Below are 20,758 nucleotides of genomic sequence, written 5' to 3' on the forward strand. Positions count from 1 at the left end.
ACTAGCAGCGTGCAAGTATACCTCAGTTGCTGCAGACATAGGTTTAAGCAATATGGCCAACCTGGATCTGTTTGGCTTGCTGATACACGGTTTTCAAGTTAGTCAGTGTCGCATTTGGCGCCACAACCAATATCTTTTCGCCCGTATCAAGTAATGGGGTTAACTCATCTATGCTTTGATACTTACATCGCTGCGCATCTCGGCGCAGTAATTCCAGTAATGATGGCTTGAGTGCTTGAGTACTGTATATCGCATCAATTTTCTGTAGTACCGGTAAAATAGCGATGGGCAACAGTTGTGCATCGGCTTGCTCATCAAGCAACAACAGTTCTCCAGCAGCATCCAATTCACTGAAGCATTGCTCATATAGTGCGCTAGTTTGTGTATCGAACTGCTCACCATTGACGGTGAAAAAGCGCTCCCAGAACAGTTTTCTTTGTTTAAATACCGGTAAACGAGACTGGACTTCAGCACGTTTACTGGCGATAAAGTCAAACAGCGGCGCAATACTGGGTGATAGCAAGCTCTCAAGCTTAGCGCGTAGATCACGAGCGAACACCGGCGCCGCACCTGCGGTACTGATAGCCACGATTAACCGGCCACGGTCAACAATGGATGGCGTGATAAAGCGGCACAGCTCTGGCGAATCAACCACGTTTACCCACACGCCTTTACTGCTCGCAACCTCGGCATAGTGTTGATTAAGTTGTTCATCAGCCGTTGCCATGTATAACAGACTAATGCCTTCAATATCCTCAGCTTCAACTGGACGTTGTTCTAACGCTATCCTGCCTTGCTTGGCATAGGCTAACACTTCATCACTGACCTCAGGAGCCACCACAGTAATAACCGCTTCAGTGCGGCATAACAAATCCAGCTTACGGCTGGCGACGTCACCCGCGCCGACAATAACGACTTTTAGCGACTGCGTATCAACAAACAACGGGAAATATTGCATAACTACCTGAGATATAAAAATGAGAAGTGCATCTTAGCGCTATTGTATGGCTAAGATGACGACAAGTCGATTGATGCTTTACATGCTAAAGCGAGACGTGAGTCAATGGCAGTTTTTTTGTGCAAGATCGTCACATCACTTATCGATGAGTGATCACTGCTAGTTATGACTTTCGCTACGCTCGCTACTGCAATGCCAACATAGCTCAAAACTACCTTCGTTGGTTTCATGGCACTGTACACATTGCCATTTGGGACTGTCGGTATCTAAAGCCGCTAAATTCGTTTTAGCTTGTTCATATTGCTCTTCAGGTACCCAGAGCTCAACGTTTTGTAAATCCACTGGTAACTCACCAATTCCGCCCAATAAGGCTTCACCTTTGAGTTCTACTGATATGCCACTCGATTCCAAAAGGCCTTTCCAAGTATGGGCTTGTAACAAGTTACCACCTGCGACCATACGATTGCGTTGTTCCATCTATTATTCCCCTACTGCTCTTGCTCTTCTGGCAAATTATTAGGATGTTGCGACTAATTAAACCATTGGTGACTTAATAACCGACCAACATCCTACTGTTAAATCGAGGTTAATGTCGAGTTTATTCAGTAAAAGGCAATAATTATCCATAAAAAAAGCCACATAAATGTGGCTTTTTAAGTATCAAGCTAGCCTTATGGCATTAACGCGTCTTGATCAGCACCTTCTTTTTCAATCTCTACTGGCATCATATGCTCACGATTAATACCAAGTTTAATCGCTAAGAAACTTGCCACATAGATAGAAGAGAATGTACCGACAAAAATACCCATCAGTAGTGCAGTAGCAAAACCATGGATCATGGTGCCGCCCTTAAGGAACAAAGCAACCACAACCACCAACGTGGTACCGGTTGTGATAATGGTACGGCTCATGGTTTGGGTGATTGAGGTATTAACAATCTCAACTGGCGTGCCTTTACGGATCTTAAGGAAGTTTTCACGAATACGGTCAAACACCACAATGGTATCGTTAAGTGAGTAACCGACAACCGTGAGCAAACCGGCTAACACCGTTAGGTCGAATTCAAGTTGCAAGATAGAGAACACACCTAAGGTGATAATCACATCGTGCCCAAGAGCCGCAACTGAACCGAGCGCTAAACGCCACTCAAAACGGAAAGAAACGTAAATAAGAATACAGATAAGTGCAACAAGTACGGCCAAGCCGCCCTGCTCAGCGAGCTCTTTACCTACCTGTGGACCAATAAACTCAACACGCTTTTGAATCGCGCTGTCATCAATCACTTGTACTGCTTGCATTACATGCGAAACTTGTACGTCACTTTTGACATCTTCTTTAACTGGTAGACGGATAAGTACATCGCGAGTAGAACCAAAGTTCTGCACCACGGCACCGGCCGTCTCTTCCGAGGTCAGTTTTTCACGTAACCCGTTTAAATCAACTGGGTTAGTAAATTCTAACTCAACAACTGTACCACCAGTGAAATCCAAACCCCAGTTAATGCCTTTGGTCGCTAATGACGTAATTGAACCAATCACGAGTATTAGCGACAAGATGCTAACCGGAACCGCATGCTTTAAGAAGTCGATGGTGCCTTTAATTGATAAAATCTGGAACATAGTCAACTTCTCCTTAAATAGACAGCTTCTTCACGCGCTTACCACCCCAAACTGCATTCACAATTGAGCGGGTACCCACGATAGAAGTGAACATTGACGTTGCAATACCGATCATTAACGTCACAGCGAAACCTTTCACTGCGCCCGTACCTACGGCAAACAAAATCAATGCTGTCATAAAGGTAGTAATGTTCGCATCAGCAATGGTTGAAAACGCATTGCCATAGCCTTCATGAATCGCTTGCTGGACACTACGACCGTTACGAAGCTCTTCACGAATACGCTCATAAATAAGCACGTTGCCATCAACCGCCATACCGACGGTCAATACCATTCCGGCAATACCTGGTAGGGTTAAAACAGCGCCCGGAATCATCGACATAACGCCGACAACCATGATTAGGTTCGCCGATAGTGCTAAGTTAGCAATCAATCCAAATGAGCGGTAATAAACCAGCATAAAGATCAATACAACCGCCATGCCCCATATCATTGCCTGCAAACCGTTATCAATGTTCTCTTGACCTAGGCTTGGACCAATAGTGCGCTCTTCCACAATCGATACAGGCGCAATCAAGGCACCAGCACGAAGTAGTAACGCGAGGTTTTGAGCTTCAGCATGCTCTAAGCCTGTGATAACAAAGTTTCGGCCTAAACGCGCTTGAATGGTCGCAACTGAAATAACTTCTTCAATCTTGTCCATCTTGACGCTACCGTCAGGGTTTTTAGCACCATTATCTTTATATTCGATAAACAGTGTCGCCATCGGGTTGCCGATATTGTCTTTAGTCACATTAGAGAATATCGTGCCGCCTTTTGCATCTAAGTTAATAGACACTTGCGGACGACTATATTCATCAAAGCTAGGTTGCGCACCTTGGATATGATCACCGGTTAGCATCACCTGCTTCTCTAGTGCAACCTGACCACCGCCGCGACGCTCAAAAATTTCTGAACTGGCAGAGATACGGCCACTCGCAATCGCCGAGGCATCAGCTTTCTGGTCAACCATGCGAAACTCAATCGACGCTGTCGCGCCTAGAATGTCTTTAGCACGTGCAGTATCTTGTACACCAGGTAATTCGACGATGATGCGTTCAGCGCCTTGACGCTGTACTACTGGCTCAGCAACACCCAACTCGTTAACACGATTTCGTAGCGTAGTGATGTTTTGCTGCAACGCTTCTTCACGAATTTGTCGCAGGTAGTTTTCACTCATAGTTGCACGCAGGAAGTAGTTTCCACCTGATGAGATATCGTTGAAAACCATATCGTTACCGCGTGTTTTTAGGAATCGCTCCGCTTTGGCAAGGTTTTCAGCATCTCGGAACTTAATTTCGATTCCACTTGGCGTGTTACGAATCCCTGCATAACGAATTTTCTCGCCACGTAGGTCAGTTCTGAAGTCAGAAATTTTACCTTCGGTCATTTTACGGATGGCTTCGCTCATATCCACTTCCATCAAGAAGTGCACACCACCACGTAAATCTAGACCCAGCTTCATTGGGCTTCCGCCTAATGCTTCTAGCCATTTTGGTGTAGCCGGCGCTAAATTTAACGCCACGATATACTTGTTGCCAAGCGCTTCAGAAATGGCTTCTTTAGCCGCTAATTGCTGTTCTGCATTATTCACACGAACCAGCAATTGACCGCCTTCAAGCTCTGAGCGTTTAACGGCAATATCATTGCTCGCTAAAATATCGTTAACACGGGTTTGTGTTGAGGTTGTGATCTCAGCACCACGTGTTGCTACAACCTGAACCGCATGGTCTTCACCAAACAGGTTGGGAATTGCGTAGAAAGTACCAACGGTGATGATTAACGCCACCATGATATTTTTCCACATTGGGTATTTATTTAACACACCATCGCCCTCTTGGCTTAAAGTGACTTAATAGAGCCTTTAGGCAATACAGCCGCTATGTAATCCTTCTTGATTGTGATTTCAGATGTTTCGTTAATAGTTAGCAAAACATAGTCATTCTCATCACTAATCTTGGCGATTTTACCTAAGATACCGCCACTGGTGAGTACTTCGTCACCTTTGCTCAACGAGCTCATTAAGTTTTTATGCTCTTTAACGCGCTTTGATTGTGGACGGAAAATCATGAAGTAAAAAATCAGGCCGAAAATGACCAACATGAAGATTAATTCCATGGTGCCGCCACCTGCTGGTGCGCCAGCTGCATTTGCATATGCGTTTGAAATGAACATAGTTCTCTCTTTTTATTAGCAGTAAATTTAATTGGATAACTCAGGAACTTCGCGCCCTTGACTGGTATAGAATTCCTCAACAAAGGCGTCTAATGTACCTGTCTCAATCGCGCCGCGCAAACCTTCCATCAACATTTGGTAATACCTCAAGTTGTGAATGGTGTTTAAACGCGCTCCCAAAATTTCATTACAACGATCTAAATGGTAAAGATACGCCCGAGAATAATTCTTACAGGTGTAGCAATCACACTTAGCATCAAGCGGTGAAGTATCATCACGATGACGTGCATTACGTATCTTAATGACGCCTTCACTGGTAAATAGATGACCGTTGCGAGCATTACGTGTAGGCATCACACAATCAAACATGTCGACACCACGGCGCACACCTTCAACAAGATCTTCTGGTTTACCGACCCCCATCAAATAGCGCGGCTTGTCTGCTGGAATTTGAGGACATACATGCTCCAAAATGCGGTGCATATCTTCCTTAGGTTCACCCACAGCCAAACCACCCACAGCATAGCCATCAAAACCTATATCAACTAAGCCATTTAAACTCTCGTCACGTAAGTCTTCGTATACACCACCTTGGATAATACCGAACAACGCATTCGGGTTTTCAAGGCGATCGAACTCGTCACGTGAACGCTGCGCCCAACGCAAAGACATTTGCATTGACTTGCGCGCTTCATCTTCTGTCGCAGGATAAGGCGTGCACTCGTCAAAAATCATCACCACGTCACTGCCTAGTGAATCCTGGATCTGCATCGACTTTTCCGGATCTAAAAAGATTTTCTCACCGTTAATGGGTGAACGGAAATGTACGCCTTCTTCAGTGATTTTACGGATATCCCCTAAGCTGAACACTTGGAACCCACCCGAATCGGTCAAAATAGGACGCTGCCAATTCATAAAATCGTGAAGGTCACCATGCTTGCGCATGATCTCTTCACCTGGGCGTAACCACAAATGAAACGTGTTGCCTAGCAGGATATCGGCACCCGTTGCACGCACCTCTTCGGGTGTCATGCCTTTTACGGTGCCATAGGTACCCACAGGCATAAATGCTGGAGTTTCTACTGTACCGCGCTCAAAAACCAATCGGCCACGACGTGCGCGGCCATCGGTTGTATCTAATTCAAATTTCATTTTCCACCTCGCCAGAGAAACAGTCTGACAGACTGGGGCGTTCACTTACGCTACGCCAGGTTATCTGTAGAGATAAGGCCAAACTATTCAGTATCAACCCTTAACCCTACCAATTGCACAAAAAAAATACCCACCGCCTAGATGGGGTGGGTATTTTAAAACAAAAATAGACTTTAGTTCGACTTTTTAGTCACAAACATGGCATCGCCATAGCTAAAGAAGCGGTATTTTTGCTCAATCGCATGTTGATAGGCATTTTTAACCTCATCAAATCCCGCAAAAGCGCTAATTAACATGATCAATGTTGATTCCGGTAGATGAAAGTTGGTCACCATGGCATCCACCACTTTAAACTCATATCCAGGATAAATGAAAATATCGGTATCGGAGCTAAATGGGGCAATTTCACCTTGGTTGGCGGTCGCTGCACTTTCCAGTGAACGCACCGAGGTGGTACCAACAGCTATCACTCGACCGCCTGCGGCCTTGGTTGCTTTAATTTTTTCAACCACATCTGCGGGCACCTGCGCCCATTCAGAATGCATCTTGTGCTCTAAAATATTATCAACTCTTACAGGCTGAAAGGTTCCTGCACCTACATGCAGAGTAACAAAGGTCGTTTCGACACCTTTATCTGCTAACGCAGCCAAAATCTTATCGTCAAAATGCAGACCTGCGGTTGGCGCAGCAACTGCACCCGGAGTTTGATTATATACCGTTTGATAACGCTCTTTATCTGCGTCTTCATCTGGACGGTCGATGTACGGAGGCAGCGGCATGTGGCCAACTTCCTCTAGCACTTCAAGTATGGTTTTGTCATCGTTAAGTTCAAGCTCAAATAACGCATCATGGCGGCCTATCATCGTCATTTGATAACCACCATCAAGACAGATAATTGCATCTGCCTTAGGTGACTTAGAGCTGCGCACGTGGGCTAATATGCGTTTATCATCTAGCATGCGCTCAACCAATATCTCTAGCTTGCCACCTGTCTGCTTTTGACCAAACAAACGTGCAGGAATAACCCGAGTGTTATTAAACACCATCAAATCACCAGGTTTAACGAGATCAAGTATGTCAGTAAACTGCTGGTCTGCTGTCTTTCCTGTCTCACCATCGAGGGTCAGCAGTCTGGACGCTGTACGCTCAGCGGTAGGATAACGAGCAATCAGCTCATCGGGTAAATCAAAAGTAAAATCTGCTACGCGCATGACACCGTCTCAACTAAAGATAAAATCGGCGGCTAGTCTATTGCCCCGTTAACAGAAGATCAAGAAAGAGTCGTATTTGAGGTAACGAAAAACGCTAAAACCGGCATTGAAGTGCAGCCAAGACGTAACACGGCACCCTGCAGTCCTTAATCGGTACTAGGCAGAAATAATCAATTAAGCGGGGATAAAAAATTTAAAACGGTGTCGATGATTTATCTTCTTCTAATTCAGCGCGCGACTGCTCGACTTCAAAGTCTTCTTTGCGGTAGCTATGCTGCTCAAAAGGAATTTCTACGTCGACCCGCTTACGCTGAGGCTGCGTTTTTTTATTAACAAGCTTGGAGAACCAGTTCCACATCGTCCATGACCCTTAAACCGATATATTATGATGATTTTTAGCGCACATCCTTAAGAAATCGTTTTTATTTGAATTAATGGTTTCTTAGCGCTAGCGCACATGATACCGTGAAATTCGCGAATAAACAAAAAATACCCAATCTAATGAATTTTCTTGCTCATCTTCACCTTGCCGATATCAGTCGCACTAGCTTGGCCGCTAATCTAGCGGGCGATTTTGCCAAAGGCAGTATTGATAACCACCCGAAAGCGTTACAACAAGGGATATGGTTACATCGAGAAATAGACAAACTTACCGACAGCCATGAGCTCATCCGTGAACTTAAGAGCCTGTTTCCATCGGCACTACAGCGTGCTGCGCCCATTTTGATCGATTTAAGCTTTGATTATTACTTAGCTAAATATTGGGACGAGTACCATCACCAACCATTAGAAGAGTTTGCCCAAAAGGCTTACCAAGCACTAGAGCAATGCGAGACGCTACCTGAAGCCTTGGTGGATGTCAGTAAACGTATGCAGCGAGAAAACTGGCTTATCGCCTACCAACATCGCAAAGGGCTAAACCAAGCCATTGAGTCGGTCAGTCGACGGGTCTCAAAACCAGAAATATTTAATGGCGCCACCGCCACAGTTAAAAAGCTAGATATTGAAATTGAAACCGCCTTTCGTACTTTCTACCCACAACTGATGGCTTATAGCAAAATATGGAGCCGTAAGACCCCTGCCCAATATCTATAAACGCAGCGGTAATTTTATTGATATCGCTTTTGGTCGCAGGGAAATTTCTGATAGGATCCGCGGCTGAAAGGAGATGCAATGAAATTGTTTACTTATCAGCCCCCACAAATCCCATGGTTAGATATTCGCTATCAAGACCGTGATATTGTTGTCCTCAATAAGCCATCAGGGCTATTGAGCAATCCAGGCCGCGCTGAAAACACCTACGACTGTGCAATCAATCGATTATTGAACTATGCACCAGATGCGATTTTGGTACACAGACTAGACTGCGCAACATCAGGCATTATGGTATTTGCACTCAATAAAAAAGCAGAATCAAATATTAAGACTCAGTTTCAAAATCGACTCACCGAAAAATATTATGTTGCGGAAGTCATTGGCCAAGTTAGCCAAGATGAAGGGGTGATTGAATTGGGCATGATGGCCGACAAAGCCAACCCACCGCTACAGCGACTCGATGAGTCTGGTAAAGCAGCTAAAACCTATTACCAAGTACTGGAAAGACGAGTCAACACAACCTTAGTGAAGCTAAAACCGATCACCGGTAGAACTCACCAACTGCGATTACATATGAAGGCCTTAGGTCATACTATTATCGGTGATGACTTCTACGGTAATGACACCGTTATCGCGGCATCACCTCGGCTAAATTTACACGCACAGAGCCTCAGTTTTACTCACCCTTACAGTAACAAACCATTGACCTTTACCAGCCAACATCCGTTTTAGTCTGTTGGCTGTCTGCCGATTTGTTGACTACGCAGCTTGCTGTTTAGCTGTGTAGTAGCATTCCTCAGAATTGCAGAACTGTAATTTGTTGCCTTCGCTGAGCATAAAGTACTCACCAAACAAGTTGCCACCTTTGTCTTCCAGTTTCACGCCGCCTTCAACTTCGGTGACTTCCATCTCATCTAAACTGTGGCAGCCGTCGTTGTACCAAGTTTCTAGAAATAGCTTGTCGCCCTGACGATACAAAGTAATTTTGTCGCCTAAAGATGGACGTTCATCTACCCATCGGCCTAAAACATGTTTTTCTGACATATCAGCCCTCTGCCAACTGAGGCGTTTGCGTTTTTCAACAACGGATAATTCTATTAACTGAAGTAAAGATTCTTGCTGGTCTTGTGGTACCTTATCCAACATAACTTTAAACTCAGACTTCATATTTAGTTAACCCCTAAAACCACAACAATGTTAATAAAATGTTACCTTAAGGTAGTGTAAGCATTTAATAGTTAAAGATCTTATCTTTACCCTTTGTATATAATTGTATTAGATAAAGCAAATAAAAACGCGATCTAAGTCACTATTCATTCATTAGTGTAGCAAATTCTAATGAAATTTCCTCAACCCATCCGATCAGCGTTAATCCACTATCTTTCCCAACGCTTTTAATATAAAAATGAGTCACTAAGCTTTTACAAAACTGGCATCAGTCAGCACCAATAAAAATAAGCAGCAAAGCAGGGATTTCAATGACAGATTTTAACCGACGTAAATTTCTTAAAACCGCAGGAATCGCAACCGCCAGCGCACTATCAGGTAATGTTCTCGCTCACAGCGCAGCCCCCGTATCACCTAGCCAAGGCGCTAGCGTTATTGGCCTGGTCACACCTAAAATGGATATTGTTCGGGTTGGTTTTATTGGTGTCGGCCAGCGGGGTATTGGCCATGTTAAGCATTTTTGTCACCTTGATGGTGTGGCAATCACAGCCATATGCGATACCGATGATAAAGTGCTTAATCGCGCGGTCTCTGCAGTGAAAGAGGCAAATTTACCTGTGCCTGAAACCTATACAGGCAGCGATTACGCCTACCGAGACATGTTAGCGCGTGACGATATAGACATCGTTATCATCTCTACTCCGTGGAAATGGCATGCACCCATGGCAATTGACACCATGGAAAGTGGCAAACATGCTTTTGTTGAAGTGCCGTTGGCACTCAGTGTCGAAGAGTGTTGGCAGATTGTCGACACGGCTGAACGTACTCAAAAGAACTGCATGATGATGGAGAACGTCAATTACGGCCGTGACGAGCTAATGGTTCTCAACATGGTACGCCAAGGTGTATTTGGTGAATTACTGCACGGTGAAGCCGCTTATATCCATGAACTACGCTGGCAAATGAAAGAGCTCGAGTCGAAAACAGGCTCATGGCGCACCCATTGGCATACCAAGCGCAATGGTAACTTATACCCCACCCATGGCCTCGGTCCCGTATCTCAGTACATGAATATCAATCGCGGTGATCGTTTCGACTACTTAACCTCGATGAGCTCGCCAGCATTAGGCCGACAGCTGTATGCACAACGAGAGTTTGCAGCAGACCACCCTCGTAATCAGTTGAACTACATTAATGGCGACATCAACACCACCTTAATCAAAACCAAACTCGGCCGAACCATCATGGTACAACATGATACAACAACGCCACGTCCATATAGCCGTCATAACTTAATCCAAGGCACTAATGGTGTCTTTGCCGGCTTTCCAAATCGTATTGCCCTGGAGCAAGGTGGCAGCGGCGATTTCCATAAGTGGGATACCGACATGACTACATGGTACGCCAAATATGACCATCCACTATGGCAACGCATGGGTAAGGAAGCTGAACGCAATGGTGGCCATGGCGGCATGGATTTTCTGATGTTATGGCGCATGGTTTACTGCTTACGTAACGGAGAGGCACTTGATCAAGATGTTTATGACGGCGCAGCGTGGTCTGTCATCAATATTTTAAGTGAGCAATCACTGCAAAATCGCAGCAACTCAGTAGATGTACCCGATTTTACCCGCGGCATGTGGGCCAATGCTAAACCCCTTGGCATTGTTGGTGCTTGATAGCTGATAAATAAAAAAGGGAGCCATAAGGCTCCCTTTTTTATCAGTGATTGCCTAGCCTTTGCGCTCCGCCGCTTCACAAGCCGCCGCAGTAAACACCACATCGGTAGAACTATTTAGACCGGTTTCCGCCGAGTCTTGAATCACACCAATGATAAAGCCCACTGCCACCACTTGCATAGCAACGTCATTGGAGATACCAAATAAGCTACATGCCAACGGAATCAACAGTAATGAACCACCGGCCACACCCGAAGCGCCACAAGCAGAAACTGCCGCCACAACACTCAGTAAGATAGCCGTTAAGATATCAACTTGAATACCTAAGGTATTCACTGCAGCCAATGTCAGTACTGTAATCGTGATTGCTGCTCCGCCCATGTTAATGGTCGCCCCCAATGGGATAGACACAGAATAGGTATCTTTATGCAGATTGAGCTTGTCACACAATGCCATATTTACTGGAATGTTCGCCGCACTTGAACGAGTAAAGAACGCCGTGACACCGCTTTCACGCAGGCAAGTTAATACTAGCGGGTATGGGTTACGACGAATTTTAATCCAAACAATAATAGGATTAACCACCAAGGCGATAAATAGCATCGCACCGAGTAACACAGCCAGCAACTGTGCATAGCCAGCAATCGCAGTGAAACCCGTTTCTGCAAAGGTGACCGCCACTAGGCCGAAGATACCGATAGGTGCAAGACGAATAACAAAGCGAACCATAGTCGAGACGCCTTGGCTTACATCAGCAAATACTTGCTTGGTTGACTCACTTGCATGGTGCAGCGCAATACCTAAACCCACACCCCAGGCCAAAATACCGATGTAGTTACCCGTCATTAGCGCGTTTACTGGGTTATCAACAAGTTTGAATAGCAAGGTATGTAATACTTCACCAATCCCCTCTGGCGGCGTAGCACCTTCAGCGCCTGTCACCAATACTAAGGTTGTTGGAAACAGGAAGCTCATGGTCACGGCGGTCAGCGCAGCCATAAAGGTACCAATGAGATAAAGCACGACAATGGGGCGCATATTGGTATGGGTGTTTTTCTTTTGGTTTGCAATTGATGATGCAACCAAGATGAACACCAAAATGGGGGCAATGGCTTGTAACGCCCCGACAAATAAACCACCTAAAAACGACACACTTTGTGCAGATGATGGCGACAACGAGGCTAAGAGAATACCGGCGATAATACCGACGAGAATTTGCAGCACTAGGCTGCCATTTGCAAGCTTTGCAAATAGAGATTTGCTTTGGTTCATTGATTGACCTGTTTTTATATAATTATGATAAGCAGTCTTATGGCACTGTCATTCTCTTATTGGAATGTACATTCATAAGATTAAACTTCCTTCATTTGTTTTTGTATAGAAATGTATAGGCAATGTCTAGCTTTAACAGCAAATTAAGGGAGGATATTACCCCATAGCAGCATAAACATAACATCGTGCTAAATATTGGGGTAAAAACTATGAGCTTGGTCGTAAAAGCCCCTTACCATGCTGCCTAGCGTCAAATCATCTGGTCAAGAGGACTGACCAATCAGGCATTTTGGTCGGCGCCGCGTAACATGGCATCAATCAACTCATGGGCATCGAATTTGGTTAACGCTTCGTTTGCCCCAACCTGATGAGCTTGGCTAACGCTAATTTCGCTTGATAATGAGGTATGCAAGATAATGTAAGCACTTGCTAAACTGGGCGAGTTTTTCACTTCAAAAGCCAACTCATAACCATCAAGCCCCGGCATCTCAATATCACTCACGAGTAGATCAACTGGCCGGCCGTCACTGACCGCATTCTCCATAATTGCCAGAGCCTCTCGACCATCGGCAGTCACTTGATACGGAATATTAATACTGTCGAGCGCATCGGATAACTGCTTGCGTGCAACCTTAGAGTCATCAACCAGTAAAATATGCAGTGGTTTGAGCTTCTCACGCTGTACGTCGGTTAAAATCGCTCTGGCCATCTCTGGACTAGTAGGAAAAACCTTAGCCATTAGCAGCTCTACATCTAATAGTTGTACCAATTGCTCATTAAACCGTGTCACACCGGTCAAATAGGCATTCTTTCCCAAGTTGTTTGGTGGAGATTCAATATCTCGCCAGTTACACTCGATAATCTTATCTATCGCCCGCACAAGAAAACCAATCACCATTCGCTGACAATCGGTGATGATAATGTAGCTCTTACTGTATTCTTGCTTGGATATTGGCTGATAACCCACCGCAGCAGCCATATCAATTACCGGAATGGTATGGCCTCGAACGGTTGCTGCGCCAATAATAGTTGGATGGGACTGAGGTATCGCACTTAACGGCGTATAAGGTACCAACTCGCGAATTTTTAGTGTGCCAAGAGCAAAGAGCTGTGTTTGCGACAACTTAAATAGCAACAGTCCTTGGGACTGGCTCGCTTTACTTTTCATGGGCACCTCTATCATTATTATTCGCTATCAGCTTAAACCTATCATAGCGTGAGGGTGATGACGACAATCAAACTTGTGTCGATTATAGTTGTGACTCAATCGGCAACAGCGACAACAAATCCGCCATAAATTTTCGCCAAAATCCGGCGCTCGGTTCAGCATATTTATACTGCCCTGTTGCCTTATCTAGCCAAACCAATTCATCATCAACCAACTTTACTTCATAGGCCGTTTTGTTTAGCGAAGCCATCACCCCTTGTTGCAATTCGCTGGCAAGATCCTGGGCATCAAAAATGACGCCCATTTCGGTGTTTATATAGGCTGAACGCGGATCAAAATTAAACGATCCAACAAAGATGGATTGGCTATCTATGATAAAAGTTTTAGCATGTAAGCTGGTTTTAGAGCTGCCCTTCCAACCGCTGGGTTTATCTTCGGCATCAGCTTTTACTTCAAAGATTTTTACCCCGCCACGCAGCAGACGCTCTCTGTAGCGTTGGTATCCTGAATGCACTGCTAACACGTCAGTGGCAGCTAAACTATTAGTGATCACTGTGATATCGATCCCCGAACGTGCCGCGCGGACCAATTCATCCGTTCCGCTGCTGGTCGGCACAAAATAGGGTGACACGATAACCACCTGCTGCTTGGCTTGTGATAAAAACGATGACAGATCAGATAACAACCAATGCTCTTGCTGCTCGCCAAGTACTTTTTCTGGCGGGTCGTAAATCACTTGTGCATCCCCCCAATACCACCCCAAAGACTGGTTTTGAATGGCCGCTAGCAATTCACTCATTTTTAACTTTTCAAGATATGGGTTGTTTTTAAACGCTTCTTTTTGTAATTCAACAGCTTCTGTCGCACTGGTAATGGCAAGTTGATCAAACTTAGGGTCACTTAACTCTGCAATCTCGACTGCAATGGGCGCATTCCAGTATTGATCAAACTGTTCTGATATCTCATCAACGGCTTTACCAACACTGAGTAAGTCAAAATCACCAAAATCGACATCATCATTATTAGAAAAATACTCATTGCCTATATTGCGGCCCCCAACAATGGAGATTTGATTATCAACTGTCAGCGACTTGTTGTGCATGCGGTTATTTAGGCGACCGAAATCGGCAATCATCGCCCAGCCACGAAAACGTCGTTCAAATGCGGGATTGAACAACCTTACGTCGATGTTAGGATGCCTTGCGAGTAAAAGCAGGTTTTCATCTTGGTTTTTCGTAGTTAGATCATCGAGCAGAATGCGCACCCTGACACCACGATCTGCCGCATCGATAAGCTGCCATAACAGCAACTTGCCAGTATCATCATTACGATAAATGTAATACTGCATATCAATGCTTTTAGTGGCACCTTTGACAATGGCTAAGCGTGCTATGTAAGCATCGACTCCTGACATCAAAGGAAGGACCCCAGTTTCACCGGCATGCTGTTGCAAACTCGAGGCGATAAACTCGCCCAAATTAGTATCGTGGGGTGGACTAACTTTATAACTAGGAGTTTTTTCTGGTAATACAGGGACACTGCTGCAAGCACCGATGCACAAGCAGCAAAGCAATATTAACAGTCGCATACAATGTCCTTTTGCGAACATGCTATCCCTTGATTTTATTAACTAAGTCTACTCTTGTAACGCATAAAGCACATCAAATGCAAATTGATCCCAGCCATCAGCACTAAATGCTATCTCACGGGCCACTCTCACCTGACTAACGGCATGGACTGGCGCTGCGCCACGCTCCATCAAATAGTATGCCATTAACAAGCCGGTTCTGTCCTTTCCTGAGCGGCAATGAACCAACACCGCTTTGCCCTGTTGCTGACAAGCATGAATAAAAGCCAGCGCTTTCGGCACTTGCGCAACACAAATTTCTAAATCGCCTAGTTGTGGGGGAATATTGGCTGAAAATGGATAACAGGCATAGTCAATGCCCATCGTACTAAGTTCATCAACATCAACGGCTTCTCCACCATTGACCGACAAAATAGCACCAATGCCAGCTTGTTTTAACTGCGCTAAATCCCAATCCACTTTGTTAGGCCCACAGCGTCCTGCTAATGCCCCTTCTTCAAGCCAAAAAACTTCTTGCATAGTTCACCTTTGTTACTGCTTCACTACTACATGTCGAGCTATGATTTGGGTTTTAACTGTTGCCAAACAGCTTGATTTGCTTGTTGCGCTTTCTTACGCTGCTTTTTACCCGTTCCTGCAGGTTTAGCTTGTGGCTTTTCCTGTCTCGAAGGGCAATCCAACGGTGCTTCTTCATCGGCCTCAAAGCCTTGATATTGCTCGCGCGGCAAGCGTATTTTGTTACGCTTCTCTATCACTTTAAAGTGATGATATTCATCATGGGAAATAAGGCTTATCGCTAATCCTAGCTCACCTGCGCGTCCACTACGGCCAATGCGGTGCATATAATCACTCGGACTACGGGGCAATTCATAGTTGATTACCACCGGCAGCTTAGCAATATCAATACCCCGCGCTGCAATGTCGGTGGCAACTAATACTGAAATATCACCTTGTTTAAATCCCTCTAGCACCCGGCTTCTTGCGCCTTGGGCTTTATCACTATGAAATACTTGGGCAGCAATACCTGCTTTTTCAAGTTTTTGTGCCACGCGATTGCAGCTATTTTTGGCGCTGGCAAAAACCAATACTTGTTGCCAATTATTTTGCTTGATCAACTCGCTCAATAAGGCTGTTTTGCGGTTTTTATTTACCGTATAGACCTGCTGTTGAACAGTATTAGTCGCAACACTTTGGATCTCAATCTCAACAGGATGTTGTAAATGTTGCGCGGTAATCGCTTTTACTTCGTCAGGAAAGGTCGCTGAAAACATCAAAGTTTGACGTTGTTTGGGCACCAAGTTCAGTAAGGCGGATAACTCCTCTGCAAAGCCCAAACTAAGCATTCTGTCAGCTTCATCCAATACCAAGCTAGTCACTTTCGATAGATTAACGGCATTACTTTGCTGTAGGTCAAGTAAGCGGCCAGGCGTTGCAACTAACACGTCGGCACCACCACGCAGGCTTAACATTTGACTGTTAATCGATACACCACCAAACACCGCCATAATTTTCGGCTTTGGTTTAACAAGGCTCGCATAAGACTGAAACGCATCGGCGACCTGAGCAGCGAGTTCTCGAGTTGGCACCAATACAAGTGTGCGAATGTAGTTAGCCCCTTTCGGTGCGGCTGTTCCCTGCGATAAAACCTGCAGTAGCGGTAATGCAAACGCTGCAGTTTTCCCTGAGCCGGTATTCGCACCGGCTAACACATCTTTACCCGCTAAAACAGATGGGATGGCCTGCGATTGAATCGCAGTGGGTTTTTGATAACCTAGCTCAGACAAGCGCTCGGTGATCGACGGCAACAGTTGAAGTTGCTCAAAACCTTCACTTTGTGCGGAATTACTATTTAACGAGGTAGACATAGAAGCCACGGTGATAACCTAAAAATCAGAAGCTAATTGTACCGCACCTCAAGCACAATTGCTCAAACAAGTCACAGATGCAGGACAAAATATCTAATTATTCCGAGCTCGATCGTGCTTCAATATCAAGTAAGGTTTGTTTCAACGCCAAACCATAAGCATAACCAGTCAATTTACCGTTTTTACCAATCACTCGATGACAAGGAATGATGATTGGAATCGGGTTAGCGCCATTAGCAGCACCAACCGCCCTCACCGACTTTGGGCGCGCGATTGCGTTGGCAATATCGCTATAACTTACCGTCTGGCTAAATGGAATCTCGGTTAACGCCTGCCACACCTGACACTGAAACTCTGTGCCCTTGGGTGCTAATGGCAGTGAAAATTGTGCGAGCTTACCGGCGAAAAAAGCACTGAGTTGCTGCTCTGTTTGATCTAAGATTTTTGCTGATTGTGAACAAGGACCCAAGCTAGATTCACGCTGCTGATTATCTTGGTCAATAAACCATAAATGTGTCAATCCGCTTTTGCTGGCCTGGATACCAATAGGCCCAATCGGACTTGAAATTACGCGCTGCATAGGATTCCTTACAATTAGACAGTCGCACTTTTATATCGCAGTCGGTAACGTGAAACAAGCTCGGTTAGACACAATAGTAAAATTGCAAAATTTACCCGTTGTGTGCGGTTAAATCATACTAGCTATAGTAGAGTGACTACTGAGCCAATAATATCTTTAAAAACGCATAAGGAATTGGATGTTTAAGTTATTTGAGTCATGGGTACAACCGTTACCTGACAGTGATCCCAGTCAGCCTCCTACCGGGCTATTAGCTTTTTGTCGCCACTACACCCGTGGATTTGAAGTGCCACTGATAATCATGTCAGTGTTAACTGCAACGCTAGCCATTTTAGAAGTATACCTATTTGCATTCATGGGCGATCTTGTGGATCTGCTGGCCAATAGTACACCACAAAACTTGTTTGAGCAGCATAGCACCGAACTCCTTACAATGACGGTACTGACTCTGGTTGTTATCCCCATTGTCGTGTTGTTGCACGCGCTTGTGGTTTATCAAGGATTATTGGGTAATTACCCTATGTCGATACGTTGGTTAGCCCACCGCTACTTACTTAAACAAAGTGTCTCATTTTATCAAAACGATTTCGCAGGACGTATTGCCACTAAAGTAATGCAGACCTCGCTTGCAGTGCGTGAGACGGTCACTAAGCTGCTTGATGTTATGGTATACATTCTCGTTTACTTCACATCGATGTTAGTCATCATTGCCGATGCAGACCTGCGGCTAATGTTACCTATGCTAGTTTGGCTCGCGGCATACGTGGGTTTGCAACTGCACTTTATTCCCAAGTTGAAAAAAATCTCCACTGAACAAGCCGATGCTCGCTCATTAATGACAGGCCGAATTGTGGACAGTTACACCAATATCACCACAGTGAAGTTGTTCTCACATACCAGCCAGGAAGCCAGCTACGCTAAAAACAGCATGCAGTTGTTCCTCGATACTGTGCATAAACAAATGCGCCTAGTAACCGGGGTTAACGTCAGCGTGCAAGTGATTAACTATGTCCTCGCTTTTAGCATTGCAGCCATCGCGATATGGTTATGGCAAGCAAACGCTATCACTATTGGTGCCATTGCAGTCGCCATTAGCTTATCGCTGCGCCTTAACGGCATGTCACAATGGATAATGTGGGAGATTAGTTCTTTATTTGAAAACATTGGTACGGTGGCTGATGGTATGTCCACCATTGCTAAGCCTACCAACATCAATGACCAACCCAATGCGCCGGCGTTAACGGTTAGCCATGGTCAAATCGATTTTAATCACATTACCTTTCACTACGGTGAAAAGTCCGGCGTAATTGAACAGCTACAACTGGCGATTAAAGCGGGTGAGAAAGTCGGTTTAGTCGGTCGTTCGGGCGCCGGTAAATCCACACTAGTCAACTTATTGATGCGCTTTCATGATGTAGAATCAGGCGAAATTGTCATTGATGGTCAGCCTATAACCAAGGTGACCCAAGAGTCATTGCGCGCCCAAATTGGTATGGTTACCCAAGATACTTCCTTGTTGCATCGCTCAATTAGAGAAAACATTCGCTACGGCAAACCCGATGCCACAGATGAAGAGTTGATCAACGCGATGAAAAAAGCGCAAGCGTATGACTTTATTGAGCAGCTTAGCGATCCTGATGGTAACCAGGGCCTCGATGCCCAAGTCGGCGAACGTGGTGTCAAACTATCTGGCGGCCAACGTCAGCGCATCGCCATTGCCCGAGTATTACTTAAGAATGCACCGATATTGGTGCTAGATGAAGCCACCTCAGCACTCGACTCAGAAATTGAAGCCGCCATACAAGAAAGCCTCTACCAGCTGATGGCAGATAAAACTGTTATTGCTATCGCCCATCGCTTGTCCACAATTGCGGCAATGGATCGTTTAGTGGTTATCGATAAAGGCGAGATTGTTGAACAAGGCACACATACGCAACTGTTAGCTAAAGGCGGAATCTATGCTCAACTGTGGGCACATCAAACGGGTGGCTTTATCGGCACCGATTAAGCAGTGATTAGTACCAGCAGCAGTAAAATGATTATTGCTGCTGGTGCAGCTCGGCTCAAACCACTAAACAACACTGGTAATTCATCAAACCCAAAAGTCCAATGCGCTTATTTAGCACGATTATTATTGCAAAGTACCTTACAAAGAGCCGATTAATACCAATCAGTATAAACTTTTAGTCACTCAGCGAGAGTTTAGCGGTTCTGAGGCAAGGTCATTAAATGTTCCTGCATTAATGACATTCACCACATCCATGTGGCTTGCAACGAGTGAAGAGCATAGTTGTTCTACGGTTAAGCTCGTTAACACAGCATCAGAATCGCTAAAACTCGCCATTCTGGCGCGTTTTTGGCTACCTACTTCTGCGTTGAATAACCTCACAAGGGAGCAACCATTGTTTCAGTACTCACTTTGAATTAGCCGGCCTTGAATTAGTTTGCCAAAAGCGCGCTGAGTAGATCAAATTCTTATACTGATTGGTATAACACGCTAACAAGGATGAAAAATCGACTCGCTAAACCTAAATCCCAGACGCAAAAAAGCCACCTTAAAGGTGGCTTTTTTGCACTACTTTAACAGTAGGATTTGGTGGAGCCTAGCGGGATCGAACCGCTGACCTCAACACTGCCAGTGTTGCGCTCTCCCAGCTGAGCTAAGGCCCCAAATCTTAATACTAATCATAACTTGATCAGTGTTAAAAAATAAGTGGTATCCCATAGGGGATTCGAACCCCTGTTACCGCCGTGAAAGGGCGGTGTCCTAGGCCTCTAGACGAATGGGACGCCGGTCTTCGTTTTAGACTCTTGAAGAGAGTGAATACTCATTAATGCCTGTAGGCTAAGCATCAATGCTATCGAATCGTTAACTTTAACAGTCAACCACTCAAAATAAGTGGTATCCCATAGGGGATTCGAACCCCTGTTACCGCCGTGAAAGGGCGGTGTCCTAGGCCTCTAGACGAATGGGACACTTTTGATACGTTATACTCTGTATCGAGTGAATACTCGCTGAAGCTAGTAGGCTTTTGCTTCAACGCTATCGAATCGTTAACTTTACAGTCAACCACTCAAAATAAGTGGTATCCCATAGGGGATTCGAACCCCTGTTACCGCCGTGAAAGGGCGGTGTCCTAGGCCTCTAGACGAATGGGACACTTTTGATACGTTATACTCTGTATCGAGT

General features: G+C 45.1%; 20 protein-coding genes and 4 tRNA genes. 4 read left to right on the top strand and 20 right to left on the bottom strand.

Going from position 1 to position 20,758, the window contains the following annotated elements; translation table 11 throughout:
• Positions 1 to 43: 43 nt before the first annotated feature.
• From FLM48_RS13340 to FLM48_RS13375, 8 genes are all read right to left on the bottom strand, one after another.
• The gene (locus tag FLM48_RS13340; protein ID WP_179024962.1) at positions 44 to 958 is read right to left on the bottom strand and encodes a bifunctional precorrin-2 dehydrogenase/sirohydrochlorin ferrochelatase; all 915 of its coding nucleotides are present in this window, start codon (positions 956 to 958) and stop codon (positions 44 to 46) included.
• Positions 959 to 1,117: 159 nt separating this feature from the next.
• On the bottom strand, positions 1,118 to 1,435 hold the full coding sequence (locus FLM48_RS13345) for a DUF2007 domain-containing protein (protein WP_179024963.1): 318 nt from the start codon (positions 1,433 to 1,435) through the stop codon (positions 1,118 to 1,120).
• A 194-nt stretch (positions 1,436 to 1,629) separates the two neighbouring features.
• A complete protein-coding gene (gene secF, locus FLM48_RS13350) occupies positions 1,630 to 2,577 on the bottom strand; it encodes a protein translocase subunit SecF (RefSeq protein WP_179024964.1) in 948 nt (315 codons plus the stop codon).
• A gap of 13 nt (positions 2,578 to 2,590) precedes the next feature.
• Positions 2,591 to 4,441, bottom strand: a complete 1,851-nt coding sequence (gene secD / locus FLM48_RS13355; protein ID WP_028773076.1) for a protein translocase subunit SecD — start codon at positions 4,439 to 4,441, stop codon at positions 2,591 to 2,593.
• Positions 4,442 to 4,458: 17 nt separating this feature from the next.
• Positions 4,459 to 4,791, bottom strand: coding sequence for a preprotein translocase subunit YajC (gene yajC / locus FLM48_RS13360; protein ID WP_028773077.1), 333 nt, complete (start codon positions 4,789 to 4,791; stop codon positions 4,459 to 4,461).
• A 27-nt stretch (positions 4,792 to 4,818) separates the two neighbouring features.
• Positions 4,819 to 5,943, bottom strand: a complete 1,125-nt coding sequence (gene tgt / locus FLM48_RS13365; RefSeq protein WP_028773078.1) for a tRNA guanosine(34) transglycosylase Tgt — start codon at positions 5,941 to 5,943, stop codon at positions 4,819 to 4,821.
• Positions 5,944 to 6,116: 173 nt separating this feature from the next.
• The gene (gene queA / locus FLM48_RS13370) at positions 6,117 to 7,154 is read right to left on the bottom strand and encodes a tRNA preQ1(34) S-adenosylmethionine ribosyltransferase-isomerase QueA (protein WP_179024965.1); all 1,038 of its coding nucleotides are present in this window, start codon (positions 7,152 to 7,154) and stop codon (positions 6,117 to 6,119) included.
• Positions 7,155 to 7,347: 193 nt separating this feature from the next.
• A complete protein-coding gene (locus tag FLM48_RS13375; RefSeq protein ID WP_169732698.1) occupies positions 7,348 to 7,512 on the bottom strand; it encodes a hypothetical protein in 165 nt (54 codons plus the stop codon).
• A 143-nt stretch (positions 7,513 to 7,655) separates the two neighbouring features.
• Here FLM48_RS13375 and FLM48_RS13380 point away from each other — a divergent pair, with 143 nt between their 5' ends.
• Together FLM48_RS13380 and FLM48_RS13385 are read left to right on the top strand one after the other, a co-directional pair.
• On the top strand, positions 7,656 to 8,249 hold the full coding sequence (locus FLM48_RS13380; protein WP_179024966.1) for an ACP phosphodiesterase: 594 nt from the start codon (positions 7,656 to 7,658) through the stop codon (positions 8,247 to 8,249).
• 78 nt (positions 8,250 to 8,327) lie between these two features.
• Positions 8,328 to 8,981, top strand: coding sequence for an RluA family pseudouridine synthase (locus FLM48_RS13385; protein WP_179024967.1), 654 nt, complete (start codon positions 8,328 to 8,330; stop codon positions 8,979 to 8,981).
• A 27-nt stretch (positions 8,982 to 9,008) separates the two neighbouring features.
• Here the strand turns inward: FLM48_RS13385 and FLM48_RS13390 are convergent, their stop codons facing one another.
• The gene (locus FLM48_RS13390) at positions 9,009 to 9,416 is read right to left on the bottom strand and encodes a hypothetical protein (RefSeq protein WP_051484547.1); all 408 of its coding nucleotides are present in this window, start codon (positions 9,414 to 9,416) and stop codon (positions 9,009 to 9,011) included.
• Between the two features lie 311 nt (positions 9,417 to 9,727).
• On the opposite strand from FLM48_RS13390, the gene FLM48_RS13395 reads away from it, so the two are divergent.
• Positions 9,728 to 11,095: a Gfo/Idh/MocA family protein gene (locus tag FLM48_RS13395; RefSeq protein ID WP_179024968.1), complete on the top strand. Its 1,368-nt coding sequence runs from the start codon at positions 9,728 to 9,730 to the stop codon at positions 11,093 to 11,095.
• Between the two features lie 54 nt (positions 11,096 to 11,149).
• Here the strand turns inward: FLM48_RS13395 and sstT are convergent, their stop codons facing one another.
• The 6 genes from sstT to FLM48_RS13425 form a co-directional block, all read right to left on the bottom strand.
• Positions 11,150 to 12,367 carry a serine/threonine transporter SstT gene (gene sstT, locus FLM48_RS13400; protein ID WP_028773084.1) on the bottom strand — a complete coding sequence of 406 codons (1,218 nt, stop codon included), beginning with the start codon at positions 12,365 to 12,367 and terminating at the stop codon, positions 11,150 to 11,152.
• Positions 12,368 to 12,647: 280 nt separating this feature from the next.
• Positions 12,648 to 13,535 (bottom strand): chemotaxis protein CheV, encoded by an 888-nt coding sequence (locus FLM48_RS13405; RefSeq protein WP_028773085.1) that lies wholly within the window; start codon positions 13,533 to 13,535, stop codon positions 12,648 to 12,650.
• 82 nt (positions 13,536 to 13,617) lie between these two features.
• A complete protein-coding gene (locus FLM48_RS13410) occupies positions 13,618 to 15,123 on the bottom strand; it encodes a phospholipase D family protein (RefSeq protein WP_256870938.1) in 1,506 nt (501 codons plus the stop codon).
• A 48-nt stretch (positions 15,124 to 15,171) separates the two neighbouring features.
• Positions 15,172 to 15,642 carry a dual specificity protein phosphatase family protein gene (locus FLM48_RS13415; protein ID WP_179024970.1) on the bottom strand — a complete coding sequence of 157 codons (471 nt, stop codon included), beginning with the start codon at positions 15,640 to 15,642 and terminating at the stop codon, positions 15,172 to 15,174.
• Between the two features lie 38 nt (positions 15,643 to 15,680).
• On the bottom strand, positions 15,681 to 16,988 hold the full coding sequence (locus FLM48_RS13420) for a DEAD/DEAH box helicase (protein WP_179026372.1): 1,308 nt from the start codon (positions 16,986 to 16,988) through the stop codon (positions 15,681 to 15,683).
• A 97-nt stretch (positions 16,989 to 17,085) separates the two neighbouring features.
• Positions 17,086 to 17,568 carry a methylated-DNA--[protein]-cysteine S-methyltransferase gene (locus FLM48_RS13425; RefSeq protein ID WP_179024971.1) on the bottom strand — a complete coding sequence of 161 codons (483 nt, stop codon included), beginning with the start codon at positions 17,566 to 17,568 and terminating at the stop codon, positions 17,086 to 17,088.
• Between the two features lie 178 nt (positions 17,569 to 17,746).
• Here FLM48_RS13425 and FLM48_RS13430 point away from each other — a divergent pair, with 178 nt between their 5' ends.
• Positions 17,747 to 19,576, top strand: coding sequence for an ABC transporter ATP-binding protein (locus FLM48_RS13430; protein WP_179024972.1), 1,830 nt, complete (start codon positions 17,747 to 17,749; stop codon positions 19,574 to 19,576).
• A gap of 183 nt (positions 19,577 to 19,759) precedes the next feature.
• On the opposite strand, the gene FLM48_RS13435 is transcribed toward FLM48_RS13430, so the two are convergent.
• The 5 genes from FLM48_RS13435 to FLM48_RS13455 form a co-directional block, all read right to left on the bottom strand.
• Entirely contained in the window at positions 19,760 to 19,957 is a 198-nt protein-coding gene (locus FLM48_RS13435; protein WP_179024973.1) for a hypothetical protein, read from the bottom strand.
• 205 nt (positions 19,958 to 20,162) lie between these two features.
• Positions 20,163 to 20,238 (bottom strand) — tRNA-Ala (locus tag FLM48_RS13440).
• Between the two features lie 44 nt (positions 20,239 to 20,282).
• Positions 20,283 to 20,358: transfer RNA gene (locus tag FLM48_RS13445), tRNA-Glu, on the bottom strand.
• A gap of 110 nt (positions 20,359 to 20,468) precedes the next feature.
• Positions 20,469 to 20,544, bottom strand: a tRNA-Glu gene (locus FLM48_RS13450).
• A 108-nt stretch (positions 20,545 to 20,652) separates the two neighbouring features.
• A tRNA-Glu gene (locus FLM48_RS13455) sits at positions 20,653 to 20,728 on the bottom strand.
• Positions 20,729 to 20,758: the final 30 nt, after the last annotated feature.

Origin of the sequence: Shewanella sp. Scap07 (assembly GCF_013394145.1) — a bacterium.
Lineage (GTDB): Bacteria > Pseudomonadota > Gammaproteobacteria > Enterobacterales > Shewanellaceae > Shewanella > Shewanella waksmanii.

What these genes read in the sequence shown, in the direction of transcription:
- FLM48_RS13340 (WP_179024962.1), bottom strand. Translation starts at nt 958, where the DNA reads ATGCAATATTTCCCGTTGTTTGTTGATACGCAGTCGCTAAAAGTCGTT.
- FLM48_RS13345 (WP_179024963.1), bottom strand. Translation starts at nt 1,435, where the DNA reads ATGGAACAACGCAATCGTATGGTCGCAGGTGGTAACTTGTTACAAGCC.
- secF (WP_179024964.1), bottom strand. Translation starts at nt 2,577, where the DNA reads ATGTTCCAGATTTTATCAATTAAAGGCACCATCGACTTCTTAAAGCAT.
- yajC (WP_028773077.1), bottom strand. Translation starts at nt 4,791, where the DNA reads ATGTTCATTTCAAACGCATATGCAAATGCAGCTGGCGCACCAGCAGGT.
- tgt (WP_028773078.1), bottom strand. Translation starts at nt 5,943, where the DNA reads ATGAAATTTGAATTAGATACAACCGATGGCCGCGCACGTCGTGGCCGA.
- queA (WP_179024965.1), bottom strand. Translation starts at nt 7,154, where the DNA reads ATGCGCGTAGCAGATTTTACTTTTGATTTACCCGATGAGCTGATTGCT.
- FLM48_RS13375 (WP_169732698.1), bottom strand. Translation starts at nt 7,512, where the DNA reads ATGTGGAACTGGTTCTCCAAGCTTGTTAATAAAAAAACGCAGCCTCAG.
- FLM48_RS13380 (WP_179024966.1), top strand. Translation starts at nt 7,656, where the DNA reads ATGAATTTTCTTGCTCATCTTCACCTTGCCGATATCAGTCGCACTAGC.
- FLM48_RS13385 (WP_179024967.1), top strand. Translation starts at nt 8,328, where the DNA reads ATGAAATTGTTTACTTATCAGCCCCCACAAATCCCATGGTTAGATATT.
- FLM48_RS13390 (WP_051484547.1), bottom strand. Translation starts at nt 9,416, where the DNA reads ATGAAGTCTGAGTTTAAAGTTATGTTGGATAAGGTACCACAAGACCAG.
- FLM48_RS13395 (WP_179024968.1), top strand. Translation starts at nt 9,728, where the DNA reads ATGACAGATTTTAACCGACGTAAATTTCTTAAAACCGCAGGAATCGCA.
- sstT (WP_028773084.1), bottom strand. Translation starts at nt 12,367, where the DNA reads ATGAACCAAAGCAAATCTCTATTTGCAAAGCTTGCAAATGGCAGCCTA.
- FLM48_RS13405 (WP_028773085.1), bottom strand. Translation starts at nt 13,535, where the DNA reads ATGAAAAGTAAAGCGAGCCAGTCCCAAGGACTGTTGCTATTTAAGTTG.
- FLM48_RS13410 (WP_256870938.1), bottom strand. Translation starts at nt 15,123, where the DNA reads ATGCGACTGTTAATATTGCTTTGCTGCTTGTGCATCGGTGCTTGCAGC.
- FLM48_RS13415 (WP_179024970.1), bottom strand. Translation starts at nt 15,642, where the DNA reads ATGCAAGAAGTTTTTTGGCTTGAAGAAGGGGCATTAGCAGGACGCTGT.
- FLM48_RS13420 (WP_179026372.1), bottom strand. Translation starts at nt 16,988, where the DNA reads ATGTCTACCTCGTTAAATAGTAATTCCGCACAAAGTGAAGGTTTTGAG.
- FLM48_RS13425 (WP_179024971.1), bottom strand. Translation starts at nt 17,568, where the DNA reads ATGCAGCGCGTAATTTCAAGTCCGATTGGGCCTATTGGTATCCAGGCC.
- FLM48_RS13430 (WP_179024972.1), top strand. Translation starts at nt 17,747, where the DNA reads ATGTTTAAGTTATTTGAGTCATGGGTACAACCGTTACCTGACAGTGAT.